This window comes from Candidatus Methylomirabilis limnetica (genome assembly GCF_003044035.1).
In the GTDB taxonomy this organism is placed as follows: Bacteria; Methylomirabilota; Methylomirabilia; order Methylomirabilales; family Methylomirabilaceae; genus Methylomirabilis; species Methylomirabilis limnetica.
Map to the genome: position 1 here is coordinate 71,788 of NZ_NVQC01000008.1, position 24,825 is coordinate 96,612.

Genomic DNA, 24,825 nt, shown 5'->3' on the forward strand with positions numbered 1-24,825 from the left:
AGGTCCTTCGCGGGCTGTGGAGCTCCGATGTGCACGGTGATTCAGTGGCGTGAGCGACCTTTGGTCGGCTGCGGCTGGCCTGTAGATGCCAATACCGCCTCGGCCGAGGTGAGGAGGAACGCTTTGAAAGCGATCGCTGCTCGGCTGAGATGCTTGTCTTCCCGGTGTACCACAAACCACTGCCGACGCAGGGGAAGGCCGGCAACATCCAGTATGACCAGACGCTTGAGCGTGAGCTCCATGCGAAGGGCATGATGGGATAGGAGCGCGATCCCGAGTCCAGCGGCCACAGCCTCCTTCACGGCGCTATTATCCCCCAGTTCCAACCCGACCCGCAGCTTCACCCCATGGTGGCGGAAGAATTCATCGGCATTGAGACGGGTTCCGGAGCCCACCTCGCGCGCGATAAAGACCTCCCGGGCCAGGTGATCCACTGAAATCCGCTTGGCCGTTGCGAGCGGATGAGATGGGGCGGCGATAACTACGATCTCGTCAGCGAGAAACGGCTCGGCCACATGCGGAACTTCCTCTGGAGGACGCCCCATGACGACGAGGTCAACCTCATTGTGCAGGAGGCGTTCTCGCGCAAGCGCGCGGTTGGTGACCTCCAGGTTGATACTAATACCAGGATATCGCTTCTGAAAAGCCCCGAGCAAGGAGGGCAGGACATAGGCGCCGGCAGTGCTCACGGCGGCGACGGCAATTCGTCCGCGCTTCAGACCGTCGAGCTCTTCCATCGCAAGTCTGGCTTCGTCGATCAGCGCACAGATCCTTTCGGCGTATACCAGGAGTTCCTTGCCCGCCTCGGTAAGGACGATGGTCCGGCCAACCCGCTCGAAGAAGGTCGCATCGAGGGCCCGCTCCAGTTCCCGAACCTGCGCCGAGACGGCAGGCTGGGTCAGGAGCAGCTCCTCGGCCGCGCGGGAGTAGCTGCTGTGCCTGGCGACCGCCAGAAAGACGCGAAGCTGATGAAATGTCATAATGATTATTCCTATTGTCGTTCTTACGTGCGATTATAAACAATTGTCCATAGATATTTCACAAATTTCTTATTTGACTTTATACTGAGAGCGTTGCACACTGCGTAATAGCTTGGCGAATATCGTGAAGCCGCGATGGCTTCGCACCTGACTCTTGAGGCGTAGTGCATGATTGGATGTGTGGTTACGGGACGTAGTCGAAAGGGTCTGGATTGACATGACCGAATCGGTAGTGCATTGGACGGAGTTCCATGACCTCGTCCTCCACGCGAGGGGGAAGGTTCGAGATATCTATGACTTTGGCGATAGCCTCCTGTTGGTAGCGACAGACCGGATTTCTGCGTTCGATGTTGTCTTACCGACAGCCATACCAGGGAAGGGAAGGGTCCTCACCGCACTCTCGGCGTTTTGGTTTCAGATGACAGCGGATCTGACGCCGAACCACCTTATCACCACGGATGTGGAAGCTTACCCGAAGGCCTGTCAGCCCTACCGGGAGACGCTTGCGGGGCGGAGCATGCTGGTCAGGAAGACGAAACCCCTCCCTATTGAGTGCATTGTCCGGGGCTACCTCTCTGGATCGGGCTGGGCAGAGTACCAAAAGACTGGTGCTGTCTGCGGCATCTCGCTGCCGGCCGGCCTCTTGGAGTCCTGCCGTCTCGACCCGCCTCTCTTCACGCCTTCCACAAAGGCGGAGCAGGGGGCGCATGATGTCAACATTACATTTGACGAGGCAGCGGCTCAGCTTGGCCTGGAGCTGGCCGAACGGGTGCGGGACTTGAGTCTGGCCCTGTACGAGCGGGCTCGGGCGTATGCCTTGGAACGGGGGATCATCATCGCCGACACGAAATTCGAATTTGGATTGCTTGACGGCAACCTCATCTTCATTGACGAGGTACTCACCCCTGACTCCTCCCGTTTCTGGCCTTGCGACACCTACACGCCAGGGCGATCCCAACCGAGCTACGACAAGCAGTTTGTGCGGGACTACTTGAAGTCGATCGCCTGGGAGATGAAGGCGCCAGGCCCTGAGCTGCCGCCGGAGATCGTCGCGCGGACGAGTGCCAAGTACCAGGAAGCCCTGATACAGCTCACTGGAGCCGATCTTTCGTCATGAGGAGAGGCATCGGCTGATGTATGGCTTCATGATCACCACGCTGAAACAGGCCAGGCGCGTTGTCGTCATTGTAGTCGGCTTCACTGTTCTGGTGCTTGGGGTCGTGCTCATCGTACTGCCCGGACCTGCCGTTCTGGTCATCCCGCTCGGCCTGGCAATCCTGGCCACTGAGTTCGTCTGGGCCAGAAGACTCCTCGTTCGGTTTAGGTGGAAGACGAGGCAGTTGAAGAATACCATTTCCAGAAAAGTGCAGGGTGATCGTCAAGAGAATTCACGATCCATGTGATCGCCTTCCTACCTGCTATGCACCGTCTACTCTTGTGCTATACCGAACGGTAACTACCCAGGCGTTTAGACTGAAGGCCGAAGGCTGAAGGCTCTACATCAGCTCGCACGGCACGAATTGCGTCAGTCACGACCTTCTGTGTCTCCGGGCTGCGGTCCACTCAGAGAGGAATCCTCATTGGGCAAGAAGCCCATACGCTTCGATGTCTTGCGACTGCATCGTGTTACCCCTAACAGCCTTCAGTCATCAGCCTATCTACCTTACTGAGTAGTTACCAATATCCTTCATGAATAGAGACAGTAATGAGTTTCTTTTCTGAGGCGAAACGAGGGAAGGGTGAGGGATGGAACGACAGATGAGGATGATGGCCTTGCTCGTTGGCCTTGCACTCATCGCACCTCGATTAAGCTGGAGCGAAGCTCACACCGCACTCGATAAAAGGTTTTCCGCCCTATTGGGACAGGCCCGGTCGATACGTGACAAGGAAGAGCAGACCCAATCGCTTTCCGGCATCGGAAAGATGATGTGTCTGTCGTTTCCCAAAGAACCAGGGATTCGAGTGCTTCAGGAAGCCCTTGCCCTCTCGCGAACCCTTACCTCACCGATAGCCCGTTCCATGCAGCAGTACTGGGTTGCCGCCTGGCTTGCAGGAGAATGCGGCGAGATAGATGAGGCGATCCGTATTGCGCAGAGCATCGACGATCTCAATCAGCGCGTGGGTGCCATCCAAGCCATAGAGAAGATTCGAAAAGAGGCAGAGAAAGAGAGCGTCAACGCCACGCGCCATCAAGAAGAAGAAATGCGACGCGCGCTGGAGCAAGGGCCGCCTTTCCTCGTAACCGTTGAGAATGTTGATGACGAAGGTAGCGTCAAAAGCTTTGCTCACGGATTTATCGCGGACCCTCGCGGGTATGTGCTTACAAACGCGCATCTGGACAAGGGGGGCAGCATACGGGTCACGCACCTTGGTAAGGAGTACAATGCCGACATCGTAAGGCGGCTTGGGAGTTCCGACATACTCCTTCTCCGATTACAGGGTGCTGCTCGATCACTTCCGGTAGCCACCCTAGCCGATCGACCGGAGCTCCTCCAGAACGAAACGGTTATTGGTACCGTGTGCGGTCCAGTCGGGGGCATTCGAAGAAGGGTCGGGATCTTCGAAAAATCACTGAATGGTGGGCAGGCATTCAGCGCGGACTTTCAATCCGACGGCATTGAACAAGGCTGCAGCGGGGCCCCCCTCCTCAACGCAAAGCGTGAGGTGATCGGGATGGTGTATGGGGTGTCTCCCAATGATCGATTTGGCTTCGCGAAACCCAGCACCGAACTCCGCAAAATCCTTGATAAGGCCTTGAAGTAAAGGTAGATGGTTGCCGCTGCTGAGCCATCTACTGGGGACAGGCAATACAGGAGACGGAGCGTTCAGATGTTAGTCACCGAGCCATGCCGGAGGGATGAGAAGCGGTGAGAGCAGGGGAGACAGGTCGGGCCCACCCCTTGGTGCGGCCTGACGTTGTACGTATAAGCCTACGGCACAGTGACTCGAGTGATAAGCTGGGCACTTCAGGTCGAGATCAGAATACACCCGTACCCTGGCTCAGCGGGCCTTGCTTTTAGAGCGAGGGGCCGACCGCCTCACTCGCTTACCCTTGTAATGGAACGTATCCTCAAGGTTCCCGTTTGGATCCTTGAGAAAGGCGGTGTCTTCGCTCGGATCCCACACTGGGCCCTGCGTGGACCAATGCACGACCAGTTGTCCCTTCGCAGCAACTCCATCCGTTCCACTTCCGTTGGACACGATGACCGTGTAACCCGGGTCCACGCTCACATCAGGGAAGACGTATCTCTGTCCCGCCTCATTCGATAACACATAGCCGACCAGATTGATAGTGGCGTTGCTGAGATTGGCGATGCGAACGTAGGAGGGGTACTGGTCGTCTTGAGTGGGATCAACAGGGTGCACGGTGGTGATTTTTAGGTCTCTGGCGCGACCTCGTGCAGACCACATACCGACCTTGTGTTGTTGCGCCTCGGCTTGGAGTCGAAGGAGCAGGGCGTGATGCTTCCGATTAGGTCCTATAAAGAAGGCCTGCGCCAAGCCCTCCTGAACCAACCTGGCATTGACCATCTCGTTGCCCGCAAAGACATAGGCCAGGACGCGGCCGTAACTGTCGGTTCTCTCCTGATCGAACTCCAAACGGATTTCCCGTCCCATGACGAGCGATTCGTTGAGCCGTTTGGCCTTCAAATAGAATGGCTCCTGAAATTCGGGCGAGTTGATGCCCAGATACCGAACTTTACGGCCATCTTCGAGAAGAATGGTATCCCCATCGTAGACCCGCTTGACCTGGACGAGTTCATCTGCGACTACTGGAGCGGCGATTGCCACCGCGCCCTGACCACGTTCGTCCTTTGTATAGGCGCTACTACAAGAAGTGCAGGACAGCACCCCGATGAGTACCAACACCGGTAGCCATAGGCGGCGCCAGCTCATTTGCCATGTACTCGACCGATCAATCCATTTCGACGTATGTCTCATACCTGATTGTGGTTTAGTGGAAGGGGATGCAGGGACGGCGGCACGAAAACCTCAAATATGCGCCAACTCGATAACTACCTTCAGTTGCCGGCCCATAGCCGCCTCGGCGGTTTTCAGGTCATAGGTCGCTTGCAAGTTGAGCCAATATTGCGGCGACTGACCGAACGCCCGGCCGAACAATAACGCCAATTCCGCCGTCACCGGGCGCGCACAGTTTACAACATGGGACACCCGCATAGGAGAAACGCCAATGGCACGAGCGAACTGCGCTTGAGAAATGTCCAGTTCATCGAGTATTTCGCGCAGGAACTCTCCCGGATGCATGGGCAGTAAACCGTTCTTCAACATCATAACCTCCTGTCAGTGATAGTCTACAATCTCGACATCGAACGCATCGCCGCTCTCGAAGCGGAAGCACACGCGCCATCGGTCATTAATGCGGATGCTCCATTGGCCGGCGCGGTCATGCTTCAAGGCTTCCAACCGGTTCGAAGGCGGTAAGCGCAAGTCTTCAATCCGAGTCGCGCCATTCAATTGCGTAAGACGCATCGCAGATCGCATCTGAATGGCCGGAGGAAAGCGGCGCGATTTGCCTGTCGCGTAGAAGCGTTTGGTCTCGGCATCAGTGAAAGATCGAATCACGACACAAACGTAAACTATTAGTTTATGTTTGTCAAGCATCGAGTTCGTTGTCGTGATGGTGGGGTATTAGGCGGCGGGATTCGCGTACAGCGCAGTAGGCTGGCATGAGGGAGGTGAATCCCAGCAATCCGCTTACCGTCATCGACAGGCCACGACTTCCGGCGATACCATCAAGGTTATTGAGCTGGGTTGTGTTCCTCAACCCGGCCTACCGTACTTTAGGACTTCAGCTAGCAGTTAAGATACGGGGATTCCTTGTTGTGGTCAAGTGGAAGGGGGTCGAGGGCTGAAGCGGCGTTTCGGGGCCGATCGAAGCGGGGAACGGTAGGGATGCAATGAGGGTAGGCTGGAACCGCTGTGGGATTCGGGCGGCTGCCTCTGCCTTGAGACAGCCGCCGCCGCCCGTTACCTTCAGAACTGATAGATCAACTCGCCCTGGATAGTATTTTGCGAGTTGGCATTTTTGGTCCCATCGCCTCGGTCAAACACCAATTTATTGTCCCTCGCCTCATCGTGGCGGTACTCAATACTGGCGAAGAGGTGATCGAAGAGCTTATACCGGCCGGTGAGTGTCGTCTCCCAGACCTCTAGCTTGCTACCCGGCGTTGCGCCTGGGAGCCTGAAGCCATCCTGGTCCCTAAAGTACTCACCCCGCACGCCAACCGACAGTCTGTCGGTCACGTCGTAGACGGCATAGGCCGCCACCGCGTGCCAGATCGCGGTCTGGCCGTTATCGACGAAGGCTTCCTCCTGCCTCCCATAGTCATAGTTCAGTGTGAGGGTCAATGGCGCGATCGGTTTATAGGTGGCGACGAGATCGATCAGGCCTCGCTTTGGGCCATTGCGATTAATGTCACGAGTAGGGTCGAACGCATTAGAGACTTGCTCAGCCCCCCATGTCCCACCGAGGGTGAGCGTGAAATCTTTCAGGAAGGGGGGTGTGACGGTAGCCGAACCATGAAACGATTTCCCTCTGTTATTATCGTCGGTATTGTCCCATCCGTTTACGATGCCAAGGGTTGTCGAAAGCCAGTCAGTGACAGGATAGGTTGCCATCACACCCGTGTGGGTGAAGGGGATAGCGTAGGCGAAGGCCATCGACCGAGAGATATTAAAATTACCGGTCCGCCTGATCACTTCGGCGCCGTGCAGGGTCACGAACTTTCCGCCTTTCAGGTCCAGGCCCTTGCCGATCGGTACCTTGTAGGTCACATAGGCCTGCGTCAGGTCAAAGGGCTCCGTCTTCGTGGGATCATCACCGCTGTCGATACCGAGGCCCAGGGAGTGGATCTTCTTCGCGTCCCGTCCAAAAAGTACGTCCACCCCAAAGCCGATTGGTGAAGCCTCGGTTGTCGGTTTTTCCACATAAAGCTCTGCCTGGTTGATATCAAACTGATTCGCCTTGTCGTCAAAGAGCCTGAGACCGTTGTTCTGACTCTTCGGGTCCCTAAAGTTATAGTTGTAAGACACGGCGACGTGCCCTCCAAAGTTCCAGTCCTTCATGGTGGAGAGCAGAGGCACAGTCTTGATCGTCTCCTCAATGCTTCTGACCCGATCGCTGATGCTCTGCGGAGCCTCTGCTGCTCCAGCGAGGGCCCCGGGTGCCGGTGCGGCAGCCGGAGTCGGTAGAGCCCCAGCCTTTGCGCCAATCATGTGCTCCAGTCGCTCCAGCCGTTGCCGCAGCTCTCGAATTTGGCGATCCTTGTCGTCCTCGGCCCATGCCGCAGGTACCGCAACTGCGGCGGCGAGGAGGAGCACTCCACCAATTACTAATCTGGTTACCGTCAGATGCTTCAACTTCCGCATTCTCATCGATCCCTCCCCTCATTGGGTGTGACTACTTAGAAAGTCTCCGATGATCGAGTCTCATGGATATGATTCGCAAGAAGCGGGCCAGCTTTCGCTAACGACAGATGACCGGTAGTGGCAGCGACCTGAAGCAGAGCTAGGAAGAGGGGGGAGCAGTGAAAAAACGTAGTGTTAGGCGACGAGCTTTGAAGGAAAATGGTTCGCGGACGGTTGTGCAAGAAGGGGAGTTCCTTACAAAAATGAAAAAATTGTCATATTCGCCAGAATGGCGAGTGGTTATCTTCTAGGCAGGGCGACAAGGGTGATGCGCAAGAGAGATGCATAAGAGGGGTGCGACGTAGGGGCAGCCCTCGTGGCTGCCCTCATTGCTACCTCAAGAGGCTCTCAACCAGTGTCCTCGAAGCCTTGTTGGCCCAGTCATGGTATCCAATGTCTTTGGCGCGAATGATGCCTTGGCGGTCGATCAGGATCGAGACAGGAAGCCCGATAAGCCGGAACTTCCGACTGGCCTTCATATCAGTGTCGAGCGCTACGGGAAAGGTGAGGCGAAGCTCCTTAATGAAGTCGCGGATCTCTTGCTGTGCGTCCGGCTCGATGTTGACAGCGAGGATCTCCAACCCTTTTGCCTTGTACTCGGAGTAGACCTGCTGCATCGTCGGCATCTCTAGCCGGCAAGGGGGGCACCAGGTAGCCCAGAAGTTGATCAGCACAACCTTCTGGCCCCGAAACTCCGAGAGCCGAACGGTGTTTCCCTCAAGCGTCTTCAGCGTAAAGTCAGGCGCGAAGTGTCCCTCTTCGGGTCGCACATCATTAGCCCATACGTCAGTTCCTCCTGGCGTGCCACCTATAACGAGTCCGAGAATGATGGAGATGATCGCTATCTGGGATAGTAAACAGCAGAGATAGCGTCTCATATTCCGGCCATTCCTTTCTTAGTAAGCAGTATGCAGCAGTCAGCGCTCAGTTGTAGGTCGGGTTAGCCCAGCGTAACCCGACAACTCGGCCAGGGCGAAGGGGGTATCAGAAGCTGAATGCTGACCGCTCCCTCAGAGTGGCATTTCCATGCCCAGTGGTGCGGCGTCGCCTCATGGGATCTTGCCAAGCTTAAAACTACCGGAAAAACCGCCGCAGGTCAAATCGTGATTGACATTAGGGGGTGAAACGATTGACCTGCGGCGTTCGTCCGCCTACAATAAGACCGGCGTTCGGGACTTCCCCCGTTTCGTTATCCCAGGGTAGCCATGTTGCCAGAGCAGTTGAAGTCGATTCCGTATTTCCAGGACCTCGATGCGCGAGCACTGGAGGGTATCCGGGCTCACGCATTTGAGGTACGGTTGCAGAAGGGACACGTTCTCTTTACGGAGGGGGAGCCGGCCCAGGCGATGTACGTGATTCGGTCCGGTAAGGTCAAGATCTTCAAGCTGTCCCCCGACGGACGCGAGCAGGTCCTCCGGATTGCAGAGGCCGGAGATTGTTTCAATGAGGTCCCGATCTTCGATGGTGGGCCGAACCCCGCCAACGCCCAGGCGGTGGAGCCGGCGGCGCTCTGGGGCATCCGGCGGGAGGAGATGCGGCGCCTGGTAGAGGAGCACCCGGCGATCGCGATCGGCTTTCTCAAGGCGTTTGCGGGGAAGCTTCGCTACTTCACCCGCAAGGTGGAGGACCTGTCCTTCCGTAGCGTGACAAGCCGCGTGGCCAAGTTCCTCTTGGAGATGGCCGAGGATGACGGCAGAGGAGGTCTGCGCCTGAAGCAGCAGTTCACGCAACAGGAGATAGCGTCCGTTGTGGGAACGGCCCGAGAGATGATCGGCCGGGCCTTCAAGGCCCTGGAAAAGGAAGGAGCCATCAAGCTCGATCGCCACCAGGTCATCATCGTAAGCCGGGCTGCCATGATTCGCCTGCTCTGACCTCACCGTTGCCCTTCTTGTAATGCGTGAGACTAAAGTCGCATACACCTCTGAATCACCCCCCTATGCTAGAATGGACGCTGAGCAAACAACAACCTGAGAAAAAAGGAGGCAAAAGACTTATGACCAACGAGAGCAGTTGCCATGAAGGGCACGTCAGTCCAACGCCCGAGCCAAAGACCTGCGACACCCAATCGACGGGTACGCCAATGCCAGAGGTACTTCGAGATCTACCCGATGATCGCGTGGTAATCCTGGATATTCGTGAACAGGTGCGGGGAGGCGAAGAGCCGTTTCAGAGGATCATGCAAACCGTCATGTCCCTCCGAGACGACCAGGTACTCAAGCTATGTAATATCTTCGAGCCGATACCGCTTTACGCTGCCTTGGCGCAACGGGGTCTCGCTCACTGGACGCAGCGGCGTGGCCCAGAAGATTGGTGCATCATGTTTTATCGAGCGGGGGCCGAGGCCGCGACCTCTCCGGCGTCCTGCACCTCGTCGAGGCCAGCGGAGCCTGTCGGGGACGCCATCGTTGTTGACGCCCGTGGACTAGAGCCACCACAGCCGATGGCGAAGATCCTGGAGAATCTCCCTCAGATTGCAGCGGGTGGAAAGATCCTGGCCATGACCGACCGGCGGCCGATGCTGCTCTACCCGAAGTTGGAGGAGCGGGGCTTCGTCTTCTCCACCGAGGAAACGACGCATGGCTGGTTCGAAACCCGGATCTGGAAGTAGCGCCCCGGCCAGGCTGCCATCCCTCTGGGTGCCGCTACGCTATTTTGTGACGGCTCAGGTAGCCTTCGTGACCGCCATGCTCTGGGCGCCATGGCAGGTCAGCAATCTGCTGGACTTTTACTATCAGGGGCATGACCTCGCCCTCACCCATCTGCTGACTCTTGGGTGGATCACGATGACGATCATGGGGGCGTCGTTCCAGTTGGTCCCGGTCGCCCTGGAGACCACGCTGTGGAGCGAGCGCCTGGCCTGCTGGCAGTACTGGATTATGCTGCTCGGTGTCGCGATTATGGTGAGCCATTTCTGGATCGGTCATCACGAGGGTTTGGCCTTCGGCGCCGGTCTGGTGCTGGTTGCCGTGACACTTTTCCTGATCAATATGGGGCGCACACTGTGGCAGCTCCCCCACTGGGACATCGTGGGGCGACACATGGCGGCTGCGCTCGTCTACCTGGCCTCCACCGTGGTCATGGGAAACCTGATGGCGCTCGATAAGATTTTCGACTTCTTAGGAGGTCAGGTCCTGACGACGATACACGCCCACGCCCACCTGGCCGGCATCGGCTGGGTCACCATGATGATCTTCGGGGCGAGCTATAAACTGATCCCCATGTTCAGCCTGAGTGAGCTTCGCGATGAGCGGCTGGCCTACTGGGAGTTCTGGCTGCTCCACGTCGGTCTAGTCGGCCTCTACATGACGCTCCTGCTGCAAAGTCCGTGGGCCACGCTGTTCGCTCTCCTGATCGCCACAGCGGTGGGCCTGTTCCTCTGGACGATGCGCGATGTCATGCGGGTACGCCGGCGTCCGCGATTGGACTGGGGGCTGCGGCATACTATGAGCGCCATGACCACGCTCGCGATCGTGACGATCCTGGGTCTATGGCTGAGTACCGGTTGGCTCCCGAGCGATGAGTTTGCCGCCCGGCTGGCCTTTGGCTATGGGGTCCTGGCACTCCTGGGCTGGGTCTCCGCCATGATCATCGGCCTGATGTATAAGATCATCCCGTTCCTGGTTTGGCACCACCGTTACAGCGATCTCATAGGACTGCGGTCTGTTCCAGCCGCCGCCCAGATTCTTGGTGAGTCAACGCCTCGGATGGAGTTCTGGCTGCTCTATGCGGGTATCGCGATGACCGTTACCGGAGTGATCTTCACGTCCTGGCTGCTCGTGCAGGTGGGTACGCTCGTGTTGGCACTGGCGGGTCTGACGTTCGCCGTCGCCGTCTGTCGGATCTACTGCCATCTGGTTCCACGCCTGACGCCGCTTCCGGAGGCGCAGATTGTGGGAACATAAGACCCGCAGTTGATCCGCTTGGAGAATGACCGACCTCGCACAAGCTACGGGGTATCGTCTTCTGTTCTGGCCCGTCATTCCGTGCTTGACACGCCTGCCCCGTACTTGATGCGGGGGAATCCAGTCGGGTCCTCTGGATACCGGCTTCCGCCGGTATGACGAACTCGGGGCAAGCCGCGGGGAATGAACCCCCCTCAGTAGGTTCAAGAAGTGAAGGTACTAAAGGTACATGAAAAGGAGGCATGATGACGGAACCAGAAACATCACCAGTGACTGAAGAGCAGATCTACACCACGCTCCGAAAGCTCATTGATCCGGAATTAGGAGTCAACATCGTGGATCTGGGCCTCGTCTACAACGTACAGATTGATGATGGCGAGGTCACCGTCCGTATGACCCTTACCACACGCGGCTGCCCCCTGCATGGCACTTTCGTCCAGGCGATCGAGCGCAGCCTCAATGAGCTGGACGGCGTGACCGGCGTGACCGTCGATGTCGTGTGGGAACCCGCCTGGAATCCGGACATGATCACCCCTGAGGGGAAGCAAACGATGTCCAGCGCTGGACGTGGTGGGCCCGCATGGTGACGCCAGCGTTGACGGTCGATACGGTTATCGCGGCGCTTCGGCAGATAAAGTACCCGGGGATGAGTCGCGACATCGTGTCTATCGGTGTGGTGAAGGATACGCAACTGGATGGCGCTGACGTGTACCTCGACCTCCAGGTCCCGACGGAGGATCGCGAGGTCATCGCCAAGGTGGAGGCTGCGGTTCGCGAGACGCTCGCCCGCGTGCCTGGGATCGGTGATATGCGGATCCAGATCGGCCCACGCCCTGCATCTCCGGATTCCGCGCCCGGACCGTCTCCGCTCCCTGGCGTTCGGCGTATCATCGCCGTCGCTTCAGGTAAAGGCGGTGTGGGCAAGACGACTGTATCCGTCAACCTGGCCTTGGCCCTGGCGCAGTCGGGGGCTGCGGTGGGCTTGCTGGATGCCGACATCTACGGGCCGAATGTTCCGCGGATGCTGGGCGAGCCGGGCCGTCCCAAGGCGGATGAGGGCAAGATTGTCCCGCTTGTGCGATACGGCCTGAAGGTGATATCGGTGGGGTATCTGCTGGGGGATCGGTCGCCGATAATCTGGCGTGGGCCTTTGGTGGCCCAGGCCTTGCGCCAACTCCTGCATGATGTACGGTGGGGCGAGCTGGACTACCTGATCGTAGATCTTCCCCCAGGGACGGGGGACGCCCAGTTGACCCTCGTACAGTCCGTACCGTTGACCGGTGGGGTCATCGTGACTACCCCCTCCGCCGTGGCCCTGATGGACGCAGAGAAAGGCCTGCAGATGTTTCGTGAGGCCCGCGTCCCGATTCTGGGCATTGTGGAGAACATGAGCTACTTTATCTGTCCCCACTGCCAGGGAGAAACCGACATCTTCAGCCGGGGCGGTGGACGTACGGTGAGTGAATCGCTTGGAGTGTCTTTCCTGGGGGAGATCCCCATCAACCCGGCTATCCGCGAGGGCGGGGATATCGGCGCGCCCGTTGTCGTGGCGAAGCCGGAGTCCCCCGAAGCGCTGATCTTCCGCAATCTCGCGGAAAAGGTTCGCCTGGAGGCCGAGGCTGCCGCCGTGGCGATGCCTCAGGTGATCATCCGCTAATAACCAATAACTCTGTATCTTTCCAAGGAGGAAGTCACGATGTCAGCAAGCTATGCAACAACCGTCGATGCCCGCATCCTACCGGTCCCGCAGAAGCACCCAACCATCTTCCGTGCCTTCGATGGGCTGGCGGTCGGGACTGCCATGCTCTTGGTCAACGACCATGATCCCAAGCCGCTTTACTACACATTCGCCGCAGAGCGGGCTGGGGAGTTCGAATGGCGCTATCTGGAGAAGGGTCCAGAGGTGTGGCAGGTGGAGATCAGCCGGATTGCCGATGCCACAGGCAGACAGGCGCCCCCTGATACAATGGGCTGTGGTGGACTCCACGCGCACCACGAACATCACGATCATCACGCGCACCAGCATGCCCACACCGGTTCTCCGACCCAGATCCTCAAGGACGAACATACCCTGATCCTTGAGGCTTTGGATGGGGTGGAGCGCAAGCTCGCCGCATTAGAGTCCGGCGCCGCCCCGGATCGAGCCTATTTCGAGAAGGCGGTAAGGTTTATCCGAACCTTCGCTGACGAGTGCCATCACGGCAAGGAGGAGAACCTGCTGTTCAAGACCATGGTGGACCGCGGCTTTCCATTGCAAGGGGGACCTATCGCGGTCATGCTGTCGGAGCACGAAGCCGGCCGCGGATACATCCGTGAGATGGCCGAGGCCTCGGCGAGCGTGGTGCAGGATAAGGCTGCGACAGAGAAGATCATCCGGAACGGGCGTGCTTACATCCAGATGCTGCGGCCTCACATCGATAAGGAGAACATGATCCTGTATGCGATGGCGGACAATATGTTTAGCCCTGAGGACCAGGCGGAGATGGGAAAGGCGTTCGAGCGCTTCGAGACTGAAAAGATCGGCGCGAACGTCCATGAGGAGATGATGACACTACAGGCGGAGTTGAAGGCGGGCGCCTAATAAAGGCATAGTCGGAGCATCCCAGCCGTTCGTCCTGAGCATATCGAAGGAAACGGCTGGGATGCTCAGGATATGCTTATCGAATCAGATGGTTCCTCGCTGTTTGGAGTTGGTATAACCTTGGAGTATACTCCATCGAGTCCGTCCATCTAATAACCGTTAGGAAGCCACTTTAACCACGAGGAGAAATACTGTGCAGGGATATGTTGCTTTAATTGGTATGATCGTCCTTATACTACTGTATGTGTGGTTCCAGTTCGGGTGACCAAAAAGTCTTTATGATAACGATGCTTCTGGCGGAAGCGTATTGATCGTCTTCGGCACATTGTATCTAAAACGTGGAAAGCAAGTTACAATCAGATTGGCTCAGATTTGGCCCATCACATTACGCCGCCGCAACGCACCCCGTGAAAAAACATCACGCCGCCTTTCCCGCTTCCTTGACTTCATCGACCTGATGAGGCTCGATCGCCGTCTCCTCAACCAGCTTGCCGTCACGCATCACGACCACGGCGGTGCCGGTTTGTCTCGCGATTTCGCGCGCTCGCCGTCCAGCCCTTAACAGCGCGGCGGGCGCAGCTTGCATGTCTGCATCCGGCAGCTTCGAAACCAGCGACTTGCTCATGGGTTTCCTCCTTCGTCGTTCAGGATGGGGGTATCGCCGCTGTTGTCGAACCACTGCCAGTAATCGACGCGGTGGCGATAAATATCGTGAAAATTGCGCCGTCCGGCTGCAAAGCGGCGGCGAATGATCTCCGGCGGCACATCGTGCCCGCCCTGCCGCACCCGCATTGCTACGCGTGCGATCGCCTCTTCTGGGGTGGCCAACGACAGGAAAATCAGCTTCACCGCAAAGCCCGCCGCCCGCCAGCCGGTGATCATGCGCGCATAGGTCAGGCCTGACAGGGTTGTCTCGAAGGCGAAGCTGCGGCCTTCGGCAGCGTGGCGCGCGATTTCTTCCAGCATCAGGCGTCCGGCGCGGAACGCCACCGTTTCCGGCTGGAATGGCGACAGCCCGGCGGCGATCAGGTCGGCGTTGACGAACACCGGGCAACTAGCTTCCTTGGGTAGAAACTCGCGAGCGAAGGTTGTCTTGCCCGCCCCGTTGGGGCCGGCGATGATGACGATCTTCCTGCCGCCCGTACTCATAGGGCGACCTCCCCGCTCATCAGGCGCGGCAGCAGCAGGTCGCGGGCGGCGCGAAGCTTTTGATTCTGCCTATAAAGGCCGAAGTCCAGGTCGGTCTGGTCGAGCTGTAACAGCTCCTGCAGCAGGGTCTTCAGCTTGTCGTATTTCTGGCTCATCGTGGATCCCGTTCGTTGTTGGTCCTGCTCGCGTTCATGTCAGCTCCCACAGAGCGCGGATGGGGACCGCGAAGAGTCCCTCACCAAAGCCCAGGCTGGCCTCACCGTCATACAACACCACGCCGGCGGCAAAGCGCTTGCCTGCAGCCTCCCGCAGCTTGCGCAAGCCGCGAAAATCCGAGGCCATCACCGTCGCAGCGGCTTTCACTTCCACCCCGACCAACTCACGACCGCCACGCTCCAGCACCAGATCGACCTCCACGCCATCCTTGTCGCGGAAGTGGTGGAAGCGGATGTCGTCGTCGCGCCAGCTCGCCTGTCGGCGCAGTTCCTGGTACACAAACGTTTCCAACAATTGCCCAAGGGTGCTACGGTCCAGCCACAGCAACTCGGCGTCAAGGCCAAGCAGAGCGCAGGCCACCCCGGTGTCCCCAAGATGCAACTTTGGCGTCTTGATGAGGCGGCTCAGCCGGTTGCTGTGCCAGGGCGCAAGTTGTTCGAGCAGAAAGACCCGCTCCAGCAGGGTGACATAGTCCTTGATGGTTGGGCGGCTCAACTGGAAGGGTGCCGCGAGATCGCTCACGTTCAGTAGCCGAGCCGTCTGGCCTGCCGCCAGCGCCAGCAGCCGTGGCAGTGCATCGAGCGAGGCGATGCGCGCCAGGTCGCGCACGTCGCGCTGGACCAGCGTCTCGATGTAGTCGCGGTACCATGTGGCACGGCGGCGCGGGATGGCGCGGGCCAGCGCTGCGGGATATCCGCCTGCCGCGATGCGTGCCGCCAGTTCTTTACCCAGCCGCCCGTAGTTGCGTGCCTTGAAGCGACCCTCTAACAGCGCGTTGAGGAATCCCGGTGGGCGACCGGCCAGTTCGCACTGGGCCAGCGGGTGTAGCCGCAGAATCTCCATTCTTCCGGCCAGGGAATCGGCGAGCTTAGGAGCCAGCAGCACGTTTGCCGACCCCGTGAGCAGAAATCGACCGGGGCGGCGTCCGCGATCCACGGCCGCCTTGATGGCGGTGAACAAGGTGGGAACCCGCTGGACCTCGTCCAGAATGGCGTGATCGGGCAGGTCGGCAACGAAACCAACGGGATCGGCAATAGCCGCGCCGAGAGCCACCGCGTCGTCGAAACTGAAGTAGGCGTAGCCTCTGGACTCGGCGATCCCTTGCGCGAGGGTCGTCTTGCCACACTGCCGCGGTCCGTGGATCAGGACAACGGGCGTGTCGGCCAGCGCGTTGATCAGGGCCGAGACGGCAAAACGGGGATGAAGGTGGTTTGTGCTCATGGCGGTCAAAAGTAACTCAAAACGTCGGCTGATTGCAAGGATTATATGCGTCTTATTGTAAGGATGAAGAGGAGCCAAGCGGCCGCCAGGTCGGAAGTTGGCCTAGCAACGCCGGGGAGTGCTCTCCAGCCTTTCGAGTCCGGCTCCTGCTCGCCTTACAGGACCATAGCCGATAGAGAAACTGGCCGCGCTCCTCGCCGCCGTCGGCCTGCGCCGCCTTGGGGGAGGACTTGGAGATCAGGTGGTAGCGGCCGATCGCGATCTCCGCGCTCGGCGGGGGGCTCCAGGTCGAAGGCTAGTGCGGCATCGTAGAAGCGGGCGCGGTCGTAGAGCAGGAAACGGGTCAGTGACCAGAAGCGCTGGCCGAAACGATCGAGCTGAGCCTTCGTATTGTCGAGCTGCGGTCGCAGGCGCTGACGCACGGCCTCGTCGAAGTGCTTGAACAGTGTTCTACGCGTGTCGTCCATCCGCGTGCGGATGCTCTCGTCCATCTCTGCCTGCAGAGCGCGGAACGCGGTGTCGATTCCTACAAGTCAGATAAGCGCCGCGCGTCAGAGCTGCCCATCCATCACAGAATGTACGCGGTCTCATCGTGCTGGCTCAGGTCGAGACCGATCCCCTCCTCCTCATCGCTGACTCTCAGGCCCATCAGCGCATCAACGATCTTGAGCAGGATAATCGTGCCGACGAATGCGAGCGCCATGCTTGCGAGCACCGCGATCGCCTGCACCCCCAACTGGCTGGGATTACCAAAGAACAGCCCATTGGCGCCATCGGGATTGATCGCCTTTGAGGCGAACAGACCGGTTGCCAGGGCTCCCCAGGTCCCGCCAACGCCGTGTACGCCCACGACGTCCAGCGAATCGTCGTAGCCGAGCCGCGCCTTGAGGATACAGGCAGAGTAGCAGAGGACCCCTGCGCCGGCCCCGATGATGATGGCTGATAACGGACCGACGAAGCCGGAGGCGGGGGTGATGGCCACGAGCCCGGCCACGGCGCCGCTGGCCGCCCCCAGAACGGTTGGTTTACCCCTGGAGCTCCACTCCGTAAACATCCAGGCCAGAGTCCCTGCGGCGGCCGCGACGTGCGTTACGACGAAGGCGCTTACAGCCAGCTTGTTGGCGGCGATAGCGCTCCCTGCGTTAAAGCCGAACCAACCGAACCAGAGCAGCGCTGCGCCCGTGACCGCCATGGTGAGGTTGTGTGGCGGCATCGGGTGCGTAGGATGGCCGCGGCGTCGGCCAACGACGAGGGCAGCGGCCAGGGCCGAAGCACCGGAACTGATGTGGACGGCCGTTCCGCCGGCAAAATCAAGCGCCCCCATCTTGCGTAGCCATCCACCAACGCCCCACACCCAGTGCGCGAGTGGATCATAGATGAACGTCGACCAGAGAAGGATAAAGAGCAAGAACGAACTGAACTTCATCCGTTCTGCGAAGGCACCGGTGATAAGCGCAGGGGTGATCGCAGCAAACATCATTTGATATGCCATAAATGCCTGGTGAGGGACGGTAGCCCCATAGTCGGGGTTAGGGTCCAGCCCTACACCTCGAAGACCTACCCAGGCGAGGTTCCCGATAACGCCCCCTATATCCGAGCTGAATGCCAGAGAGTACCCAAACAGTATCCATTGAATGCTGATCAGGGCTAAGGCGATGAAGCTTTGCATGATTGTCCCCAGCGCATTCTTTCGACGGACAAGCCCGGCGTAAAACAGCGCAAGCCCAGGCGCCGTCATCAGCAGGACCAATGCCGAGGAGGTGAGCATCCATGCCGTATCTCCCGAGTCGATCTTCGGCGCCGATGGCGGGGGTGATTCAGGCGCTTGTACTGATGAAGAGGCTCCGGGAGGAGGGGCCTGTTGGGCGAGGACCATTGCTGGGGCTTGCAGCAGTGCGCCCCCCAGAACCAGCAGGATCGCGATGTTCATGCTGAGTCGATTTGGCATGGCTGCTCCTTACCTCGATGTGGGAGAACGAGAGAAACGAATAAGCATATAGACGATGGCATTCCTGTCGTGAACCCTAGAAGATCGGAGTGAGCAGTTTCTGTGCCAATACGTCAGCGCCATTCGCTTTCGCGAGAAGGCTCGGAAGGCTCGAATCCACTGGGGGTTTATTCCCAGCGACTTGCCGCGAGGTCGTCATACCGGCGGAGAGAAGCCGGTATCCAGAGGGCCCGACTGGATTCCGTGTCAAGCACGGAATGACGGGCCAGAACAGAAGACGATACCCAGCGACTTGCCGCGAGGTAGTTCATTAATTCACCCGTGAGGCTTCGACGTGGTTGTGAGATGATCTCGCCTGACCCAGTGGCTGCCCATTCTCCTGACTATGAAATGGGCAGGCTGAAATCGCGCTGCTTATAACTTGGGCGCGACGATTTTAGATATTGACAAGGAGCGAATCCGTCACAATACTAGTCCTAGTGTTTCATCGCGCCCTGGAGGACCTGGTAGGAAAGCCGCTGGAGCGGCATTGTGGAGCGGTTCGCTAAGGCGATCACAGTTCGATATAAGAGCAATGCCTCAATACTCTTAGACGGCCATATAGATTGCTCAGGGGGATGAGATGGGAACGGGCAACCAATCGAAGTCCGGATTCGTCAGGAGCGGGATAATCATTTTGGGCGGCGTGCTCCTTGGAGTGGGCCTCTGGCCGATAAGCGGGGGGGTTATCAGTTTCGCTCAAGGTCAAAAGTCAACACCTTACGCGTTGAAGCTGCCACCTGGTGTCCTCGAGCCAATCATTCCGGAAGACAACCCGCTTTCAGTAGAAAAGGTGGCATTGGGTAAGACGCTCTATTTTGATAAACGTCTTTCCGTGGATAACACAATTAGCTGCGCTGGCTGCCACGACCCCAGGCTTGGATTCGCGGATGGGAAAAAGGTTGCGGAGGGGATCGAACAGAAAAAAGGGGCCAGGAGCAGCCCCACGACGTTAAACACCGCCTTTCTTGATACCCAGTTCTGGGATGGCCGGGCTTCGAGCCTGGAAGAACAAGCCAAAGGACCTCTTGTGAACCCCGTTGAGATGGGGATGCCATCGCATGATGTCCTTGTGACCAAACTTCGGAAGATTCCGGAGTACCGCCGGGGATTCCTGGAGGTCTTTGGGACAGAGGACTTTACTATCGATCATGTGGCGAAAGCCATCGCATCCTTCGAGCGGACCCTTAATACCTTTAACTCCCCCTTCGATCGCTTCATTGGCGGCGATAAAGGTGCCATTAGTCCATCTGCGCAGAGGGGATGGGAGCTTTTTCAGGGGAAGGCCCGCTGCCTCACCTGCCATGAGTTCAACACCGCTTACCCCTTCTTCACCGACAATAAGTTCCACAACATCGGGGTGGCCACGAAGGCGGTGAACTCTGAAGTCCTGGCCAGGAGGGCGGCAGTGGAAACGGATGTGGCGAGGCTGACCCGCGAGCCAGGGGCTTCCGAATTGGGCCGGTATCTCGTCACACAACAGCCTAAGGACATCGGGGCTTTTAAAACCCCCGGGCTCAGGGAGATCGCGCACACAGCCCCATACATGCACGACGGGAGTGAACCGACACTGGATACCATGATCGATTTCTACGATAAGGGCGGAATTCCCAATCCGAATCTGGATGGCGGCATGCGACCTCTTAGGCTGACCTTAGAGGAGAGGAAGGATCTTGTAGAGTTTCTGAAGGCCCTGACAAGCGACGATCTGGCCCGTTTCGTTAAGGATCTCGATGGCATAGTGGGTCGATAGTTCAAGGAGGAGGGACAGATGAAGCGACAGACGCTACGTCCAGAGGAACGGAAGCAGTTCTTCACATCTCTTCGAAAGATGAGCCGACGGGAGTTCTTTTCTACCGCCGGGAAGGTGGCCGCCATGGCTGCGGCCTCGGACCTGGTGATCAGATTCGGGAACCACATCATCTCCAACTCGCCGCACTCCTTTCAGCCCGTGGAACTGGCCTATGGCGCCGAGAAGTTTACCTTCGCCTACGTGTCCGACACTCACCTCCTTGCCAAAGGAATGACGCACCGGTTCGCGAAGGCTGCATTGAAGGCTGTCAGAGACGTTAACGCCATGAGTCCCCAGCCGGACTTCGTTCTTTTCGGGGGGGACCTGGCCCAGCTTGGCCAGGCCGAGGAGCTGAAGCTCGGGAAAGAGATCCTCGATGAGCTGAAGCCGAAGCGTCACATGATGGTCGGGGAGCACGACTGGTACTTGGATATGGGCGAGAAGTGGCGCGAGCTGTTCGGCGACCCGTGGTACGCCTTCGACCACAAGGGGGTCCATTTCGTCGTCCTGAACAGCGTCATCGTGGAGGACTACTGGACGGCCCCCAAGATGAAGCCGATGGAGCGGATGCTCTTCATGGCTCAGCTCGACAACCCGAAGGGGAAGCCGTTCACAGTCGGTGAGGAGCAGCGGGACTGGCTCCAGAAGAACCTGGCCAACGTGGACAAAGGGACGCCCGTCGTGATTTTTTCCCACTCGCCCCTGTATAAGTACTACAAGCCCTGGAACTTTTGGACCGACGATGCCGAGGAGGTGCAGAAGCTCCTGGCGCCCTTTACGTCTGTGACGGTGATTCACGCCCACACCCACCAGGTCCTGACGAACAGAATCGGCAACATCCACTTCCACGGCGTGCTCTCCACGGCTTGGCCGTGGCCATACGCTCCCGAGGGGCTCCCAGGGCTCACCGTGCAGATGGACCGGGCTGATCCGTTCAACCAGTTCGATGCCTGTGGATGGGGGACGGTGGATGTTCTCTCGACCGGACGGGCCAATAAGAGCTATAAACTGTGGGACCGGAACCCGATGAATGTGACCGCTGCTCAGCTTGAATCCGGCAAAGCGGCCGCCCCAGGGCCTTCGTATTAGGATTGAGGCAGAGGAGAAAAGCAATGCAAACGCGAGTCGTTGTCAGGGTGCTCATCGTAGGTGTGTTCATGGCTGTGGCTATCGGTCCCTTGACTGCCGACCAGGTCAAAGCCACGGATGCTGCCACCCCTTCGTCCTCTCAGATAGCAGCCGCAGCTTCAGGAGAGGCATGGGTGACGAAGACGGTTACGGCATGCGATAAGAAGAAGACGGTCATCGTCGAGGGGTACCGTGCAGGAGAGGTGCTGCCCCAGGAGAAGGCCCGGCAGGTGGCGAAGCTGCTCATGGCGCTGATGAAGTACTGTGACTACCAGGTCATTGCCAGACTCCCCCAGCAGGAGACGACGGTTTATCTCTCCATCGAGGGCCAGCCGTTCGTTGAGATGCAAGAAGTCGAACAGAAGTTGCCCATCCTGCTTGTCCAGGGGGTGCTGCCCACAGAGCGGGAAAAGCGCGTTTGGGCCGCCGAGCAGAAACGGATGATCGAAGAAGGCTATAAACTCTTTCACAGCTCGGCGCTGGGGACCAACGGCATTTCCTGTGACATGTGTCATCCGGATGCCTCGAACACGCATCCGGAGACCTATCCCAAGTTCCAGACGCAGCTAAAGACGGTCGCCCTCCTCAGGGACCAGATCAATTGGTGCATCGAAAATCCGTTGGAGGGTAAGAAGCTCTCTGGCGACGATCCCGAGATGAAAGCATTGGAGGCCTATATCTACTCTGCGCGGTCAGGGAAAAGCCTGGAGCCTGGAAAGCACTAAGACCCGGGAAGTTATCCGACAGGGTTCGTTTTTCGCGAAGTAATCTCGACGTCGTTAGTTCACACTTCCCCACCTGTGAGGACCCCCGTTCTCACAGGTGTATTTTTTCAATGGGCAAGAAGGGTCGATTGCTAAAGAGATAGTGCAAGCTGCGGTAGGGGCGCCCCTTGTGGGTGCCCTCATGCGAGGTGCGGCGGAGCCTGATTGAGGACTTAGCGGGTAGGGGGCTTACATGAGGGGTGAAGAAGCCTTTCAGGCTGCTCCCTTTTCGCCTTTTTCACCTTAGTAGAGAGTGCTATACTGCGTATGCTATGTTTGGGGTTGAAAGAGATGGGGTTGACGGGGATAGCGTCTATTGCGTCCAGAGCGTCGGTGTGTCTGTTGCGTTGATTGGGTCGCTGAGTCGGTTGCGCTCCACGCGACGACGCTAAAGACGCGATGACGCCATAGCTTGGTGGCGTGGCGAAATCAATCGTTACGGCAGAGGTGAGTTTTGGCCGATCACGGCACTGCGGGAGAGGATAAGGAAGATCGTTTGGTCGTGACGCCGGAGGAGAGCGACGCGACCCTTTGGTCTCGACGGGATTTTTTTTGCCTCGCAGGGTGGGGCGGGATAGCGGGGGCGCTCGGTGTCGGCGGCTTGGCGTTCGGACGCTTGATGTTCCCCAGAGTGCTCTTCGAGCCATTAGCGGTCTTCAAGGCCGGCCTGCCGGAGGAGTACCCGATCGGAACCGTCAGCGAACGGTGGAAGCAGGAGGAGCGCGTGTGGATCGTCCACGAGCCTGACGGATTCTACGCGCTCTCCGCGATCTGCACGCATCTCGGTTGTACCCCAAACTGGTTGAATGCGGAGGACAAGTTCAAATGCCCCTGCCACGGCAGCGGTTTCCGTAGGACTGGGCTCAACTTCGAGGGTCCCGCCCCTCGGCCGCTGGAGCGAGTTAAGATTGCTCTGGGTGACGACGGGCAACTTGTGATCGATAAGGGCGTTCAGTTCCGCTTTGAGAGAGGAGACTGGACCAGGCCTGGGGCTTTTCTCAAGCTCAAGGTCTAGCTGAGAGAGGATCAGAACGCGGATGCCCAACCTGAACGAGTTGAAGAAAAAGATCGTTGAGTCGCAGCTATGGCGCTCGATGTTTCGTCACGATTATCTGGACACCCCACGCAACCGGGTGCTGCAGATCATGGCGAATGTCTGGCTCCACCTGCACCCTCCTAAGATCCGACGCCACGCCCTCAGAGTTCGCTATACCTGGTGTATGGGTGGCATCACCTTCCTGGTGTTCCTGGTAACGGTGGTGACCGGTGTCATCCTGATGTTCTACTATCGCCCGGTAGCTGAGTACGCCTATGCTGACATGAAATACCTGCAGCACGATGTCCCGTTTGGCATGATCATGCGCAACATGCATCGATGGGCGGCGCATGCCATGGTGATCACGATCTGGCTGCACATGTTTCGAGTCTTTATGACCGGCTCATACAAACCGCCGAGGGAATTCAACTGGGTTGTGGGGGTCGTACTGCTTACCATCACGCTGCTCCTGAGTTTTACCGGCTACCTCCTGCCATGGGACCAGCTTTCGATCTGGGCCGTAACGGTCGGAACCAACATGGCCCGCGCCACCCCACTTCTTGGGAGTGAGGGTCCATTTGGCGAAGTGGTCGGCGTTACCTCGCGGTATGACGCCAGGTCCTTCTTGCTTGGTGGCACCCTCGTTGGACCTCCTGCGCTCCTTAGATTTTACGTCCTGCACTGTATCTTGTTACCCATCCTGGCCGGCCTCCTCATGATCGTACATTTCTGGAGGATCAGGAAAGATGGGGGGGTCTCGGGTCCGTTATAGCGATGAATGAAGAGTAGCGACGAGCGAAACGATGGCTGAAACAAAACAGGATACAGAGGCGAAACCGGCCGTACGATCTGCCGACACGAGGGAACCAGCAGTGGCCGATCGAGTCCACGTCTGGCCCTACCTCGTTCGCAACGAGTTCATCGCCTCGATCATTGTGATGGTTATTCTGACCGTTTGGTCGATCACGATCGATGCCCCTCTGGAGGAGGCAGCCAATCCCACACAGACCCCCAATCCAAGTAAGGCTCCATGGTATTTCCTTGGGCTTCAGGAGCTGCTGGTCTATTTCGATCCTTGGTTTGCCGGTGTCGTCCTGCCGAGCTTGATCATCGTTGGGCTTATGGTCATCCCGTATGTCGATATCAACCCCAAGGGCAACGGGTATTACACCTTCAGAGAGCGGCCCTTCGCCATCTCGACGTTTCTCTTCGGCTTTTTATTCCTGTGGGTCTCGCTGATCATTACTGGAGTTTTCTTCAGGGGCCCCGGGTGGAATCTCTTCTGGCCGTGGGAGGCCTGGGATCCCCACTTGGTCGTTGCGATCACCAATATCGATCTTTCCGCTTGGGGTCCGTTCAAGTGGATGGGCAACCCCAAGATCTTCGGGGTTGAGATGATCGGGTTTGTGCTGATCTTTCTCTACTTCAGCACGGCGGTCGTTTTTTACTACCTAAAGCGGGACATGAGCGACGCTATCCGTCAGTTGGGCCCTATGCGCTACGGGATCGTGGCCTTCCTCTTTCTGACGATGATGAGCCTTCCGATCAAGATTATCCTCCGCCTGGCATTCAACATCAAGAATGTCTGGGTGACTCCATGGTTCAACATTTGACGTTACTGTTCGGTTGAGGTTGCCTGG

27 protein-coding genes are annotated in these 24,825 nt (G+C 58.2%); 15 read left to right on the top strand and 12 right to left on the bottom strand.

The annotated features are described in order from the left end of the window. Nucleotides 1–41: 41 nt before the first annotated feature. Nucleotides 42–980 carry a LysR family transcriptional regulator gene (locus CLG94_RS00905; RefSeq protein ID WP_239993050.1) on the bottom strand — a complete coding sequence of 313 codons (939 nt, stop codon included), beginning with the start codon at nt 978–980 and terminating at the stop codon, nt 42–44. A gap of 217 nt (nt 981–1,197) precedes the next feature. Here CLG94_RS00905 and CLG94_RS00910 point away from each other — a divergent pair, with 217 nt between their 5' ends. The 3 genes from CLG94_RS00910 (at nt 1,198) to CLG94_RS00920 (ending at nt 3,743) form a co-directional block, all read left to right on the top strand. After that, nucleotides 1,198–2,097, top strand: a complete 900-nt coding sequence (locus tag CLG94_RS00910; RefSeq protein WP_107561027.1) for a phosphoribosylaminoimidazolesuccinocarboxamide synthase — start codon at nt 1,198–1,200, stop codon at nt 2,095–2,097. Between the two features lie 16 nt (nt 2,098–2,113). After that, complete coding sequence (locus tag CLG94_RS00915) at nt 2,114–2,383, top strand: PGPGW domain-containing protein (protein ID WP_107561028.1); 270 nt, start codon at nt 2,114–2,116, stop codon at nt 2,381–2,383. Between the two features lie 343 nt (nt 2,384–2,726). Next, a complete protein-coding gene (locus CLG94_RS00920; RefSeq protein ID WP_107561029.1) occupies nt 2,727–3,743 on the top strand; it encodes a trypsin-like peptidase domain-containing protein in 1,017 nt (338 codons plus the stop codon). Nucleotides 3,744–3,980: 237 nt separating this feature from the next. Here the strand turns inward: CLG94_RS00920 and CLG94_RS00925 are convergent, their stop codons facing one another. The 5 genes from CLG94_RS00925 to CLG94_RS00945 form a co-directional block, all read right to left on the bottom strand. Continuing rightward, nucleotides 3,981–4,877 carry a thermonuclease family protein gene (locus CLG94_RS00925; protein ID WP_161953950.1) on the bottom strand — a complete coding sequence of 299 codons (897 nt, stop codon included), beginning with the start codon at nt 4,875–4,877 and terminating at the stop codon, nt 3,981–3,983. 96 nt (nt 4,878–4,973) lie between these two features. Next, nucleotides 4,974–5,270: a HigA family addiction module antitoxin gene (locus CLG94_RS00930; RefSeq protein WP_107561031.1), complete on the bottom strand. Its 297-nt coding sequence runs from the start codon at nt 5,268–5,270 to the stop codon at nt 4,974–4,976. A gap of 12 nt (nt 5,271–5,282) precedes the next feature. Further along, the gene (locus CLG94_RS00935; RefSeq protein ID WP_107561060.1) at nt 5,283–5,564 is read right to left on the bottom strand and encodes a type II toxin-antitoxin system RelE/ParE family toxin; all 282 of its coding nucleotides are present in this window, start codon (nt 5,562–5,564) and stop codon (nt 5,283–5,285) included. Nucleotides 5,565–5,975: 411 nt separating this feature from the next. Beyond that, entirely contained in the window at nt 5,976–7,376 is a 1,401-nt protein-coding gene (locus tag CLG94_RS00940) for a porin (RefSeq protein ID WP_107561032.1), read from the bottom strand. Between the two features lie 365 nt (nt 7,377–7,741). Then, nucleotides 7,742–8,287, bottom strand: a complete 546-nt coding sequence (locus CLG94_RS00945; protein ID WP_107561033.1) for a peroxiredoxin family protein — start codon at nt 8,285–8,287, stop codon at nt 7,742–7,744. Between the two features lie 327 nt (nt 8,288–8,614). On the opposite strand from CLG94_RS00945, the gene CLG94_RS00950 reads away from it, so the two are divergent. The 6 genes from CLG94_RS00950 (at nt 8,615) to CLG94_RS00975 (ending at nt 13,892) form a co-directional block, all read left to right on the top strand. Beyond that, a complete protein-coding gene (locus CLG94_RS00950) occupies nt 8,615–9,280 on the top strand; it encodes a Crp/Fnr family transcriptional regulator (RefSeq protein WP_107561034.1) in 666 nt (221 codons plus the stop codon). A 122-nt stretch (nt 9,281–9,402) separates the two neighbouring features. Next, complete coding sequence (locus CLG94_RS00955; protein WP_161953951.1) at nt 9,403–10,017, top strand: DUF2249 domain-containing protein; 615 nt, start codon at nt 9,403–9,405, stop codon at nt 10,015–10,017. Then, a complete protein-coding gene (locus CLG94_RS00960) occupies nt 9,986–11,311 on the top strand; it encodes a cbb3-type cytochrome c oxidase subunit I (RefSeq protein WP_107561036.1) in 1,326 nt (441 codons plus the stop codon). Before CLG94_RS00955 ends, CLG94_RS00960 begins: the two co-directional genes overlap by 32 nt. Before the next feature lie 242 nt (nt 11,312–11,553). Continuing rightward, nucleotides 11,554–11,898, top strand: a complete 345-nt coding sequence (locus CLG94_RS00965; RefSeq protein WP_320414600.1) for a metal-sulfur cluster assembly factor — start codon at nt 11,554–11,556, stop codon at nt 11,896–11,898. Then, on the top strand, nt 11,892–12,968 hold the full coding sequence (locus CLG94_RS00970) for an Mrp/NBP35 family ATP-binding protein (protein ID WP_107561038.1): 1,077 nt from the start codon (nt 11,892–11,894) through the stop codon (nt 12,966–12,968). Before CLG94_RS00965 ends, CLG94_RS00970 begins: the two co-directional genes overlap by 7 nt. Nucleotides 12,969–13,007: 39 nt before the next feature. Then, nucleotides 13,008–13,892 (top strand): DUF2249 domain-containing protein, encoded by an 885-nt coding sequence (locus tag CLG94_RS00975; protein WP_107561039.1) that lies wholly within the window; start codon nt 13,008–13,010, stop codon nt 13,890–13,892. A gap of 418 nt (nt 13,893–14,310) precedes the next feature. On the opposite strand, the gene CLG94_RS00980 is transcribed toward CLG94_RS00975, so the two are convergent. The 6 genes from CLG94_RS00980 to CLG94_RS01000 form a co-directional block, all read right to left on the bottom strand. Then, entirely contained in the window at nt 14,311–14,517 is a 207-nt protein-coding gene (locus tag CLG94_RS00980) for a hypothetical protein (protein ID WP_107561040.1), read from the bottom strand. Continuing rightward, nucleotides 14,514–15,041: an ATPase gene (locus tag CLG94_RS00985; protein WP_107561041.1), complete on the bottom strand. Its 528-nt coding sequence runs from the start codon at nt 15,039–15,041 to the stop codon at nt 14,514–14,516. The genes CLG94_RS00980 and CLG94_RS00985 overlap by 4 nt, the downstream gene beginning before the upstream one ends. After that, the gene (locus CLG94_RS13185; protein ID WP_161953952.1) at nt 15,038–15,196 is read right to left on the bottom strand and encodes a hypothetical protein; all 159 of its coding nucleotides are present in this window, start codon (nt 15,194–15,196) and stop codon (nt 15,038–15,040) included. Before CLG94_RS13185 ends, CLG94_RS00985 begins: the two co-directional genes overlap by 4 nt. A 34-nt stretch (nt 15,197–15,230) precedes the next feature. Further along, entirely contained in the window at nt 15,231–16,478 is a 1,248-nt protein-coding gene (locus CLG94_RS00990) for an ATP-binding protein (RefSeq protein WP_107561042.1), read from the bottom strand. Between the two features lie 155 nt (nt 16,479–16,633). Continuing rightward, complete coding sequence (locus CLG94_RS00995) at nt 16,634–16,945, bottom strand: hypothetical protein (RefSeq protein ID WP_133174590.1); 312 nt, start codon at nt 16,943–16,945, stop codon at nt 16,634–16,636. A gap of 101 nt (nt 16,946–17,046) precedes the next feature. Next, the gene (locus CLG94_RS01000; protein WP_107561044.1) at nt 17,047–18,426 is read right to left on the bottom strand and encodes an ammonium transporter; all 1,380 of its coding nucleotides are present in this window, start codon (nt 18,424–18,426) and stop codon (nt 17,047–17,049) included. 622 nt (nt 18,427–19,048) lie between these two features. On the opposite strand from CLG94_RS01000, the gene CLG94_RS01005 reads away from it, so the two are divergent. From CLG94_RS01005 to CLG94_RS01030, 6 genes are all read left to right on the top strand, one after another. Next, entirely contained in the window at nt 19,049–20,218 is a 1,170-nt protein-coding gene (locus CLG94_RS01005; RefSeq protein WP_107561045.1) for a cytochrome-c peroxidase, read from the top strand. 18 nt (nt 20,219–20,236) lie between these two features. Beyond that, the gene (locus CLG94_RS01010) at nt 20,237–21,346 is read left to right on the top strand and encodes a metallophosphoesterase family protein (RefSeq protein WP_107561046.1); all 1,110 of its coding nucleotides are present in this window, start codon (nt 20,237–20,239) and stop codon (nt 21,344–21,346) included. Between the two features lie 23 nt (nt 21,347–21,369). Continuing rightward, nucleotides 21,370–22,110 carry a c-type cytochrome gene (locus CLG94_RS01015; protein ID WP_107561047.1) on the top strand — a complete coding sequence of 247 codons (741 nt, stop codon included), beginning with the start codon at nt 21,370–21,372 and terminating at the stop codon, nt 22,108–22,110. Nucleotides 22,111–22,603: 493 nt separating this feature from the next. Further along, nucleotides 22,604–23,164: a QcrA and Rieske domain-containing protein gene (locus tag CLG94_RS01020; RefSeq protein WP_239993051.1), complete on the top strand. Its 561-nt coding sequence runs from the start codon at nt 22,604–22,606 to the stop codon at nt 23,162–23,164. 22 nt (nt 23,165–23,186) lie between these two features. Next, nucleotides 23,187–23,957, top strand: a complete 771-nt coding sequence (locus CLG94_RS01025) for a cytochrome b N-terminal domain-containing protein (RefSeq protein WP_107561048.1) — start codon at nt 23,187–23,189, stop codon at nt 23,955–23,957. 31 nt (nt 23,958–23,988) lie between these two features. Further along, entirely contained in the window at nt 23,989–24,798 is an 810-nt protein-coding gene (locus CLG94_RS01030) for a cytochrome b family protein (RefSeq protein ID WP_107561049.1), read from the top strand. The last annotated feature ends 27 nt before the right edge of the window (nt 24,799–24,825 follow it).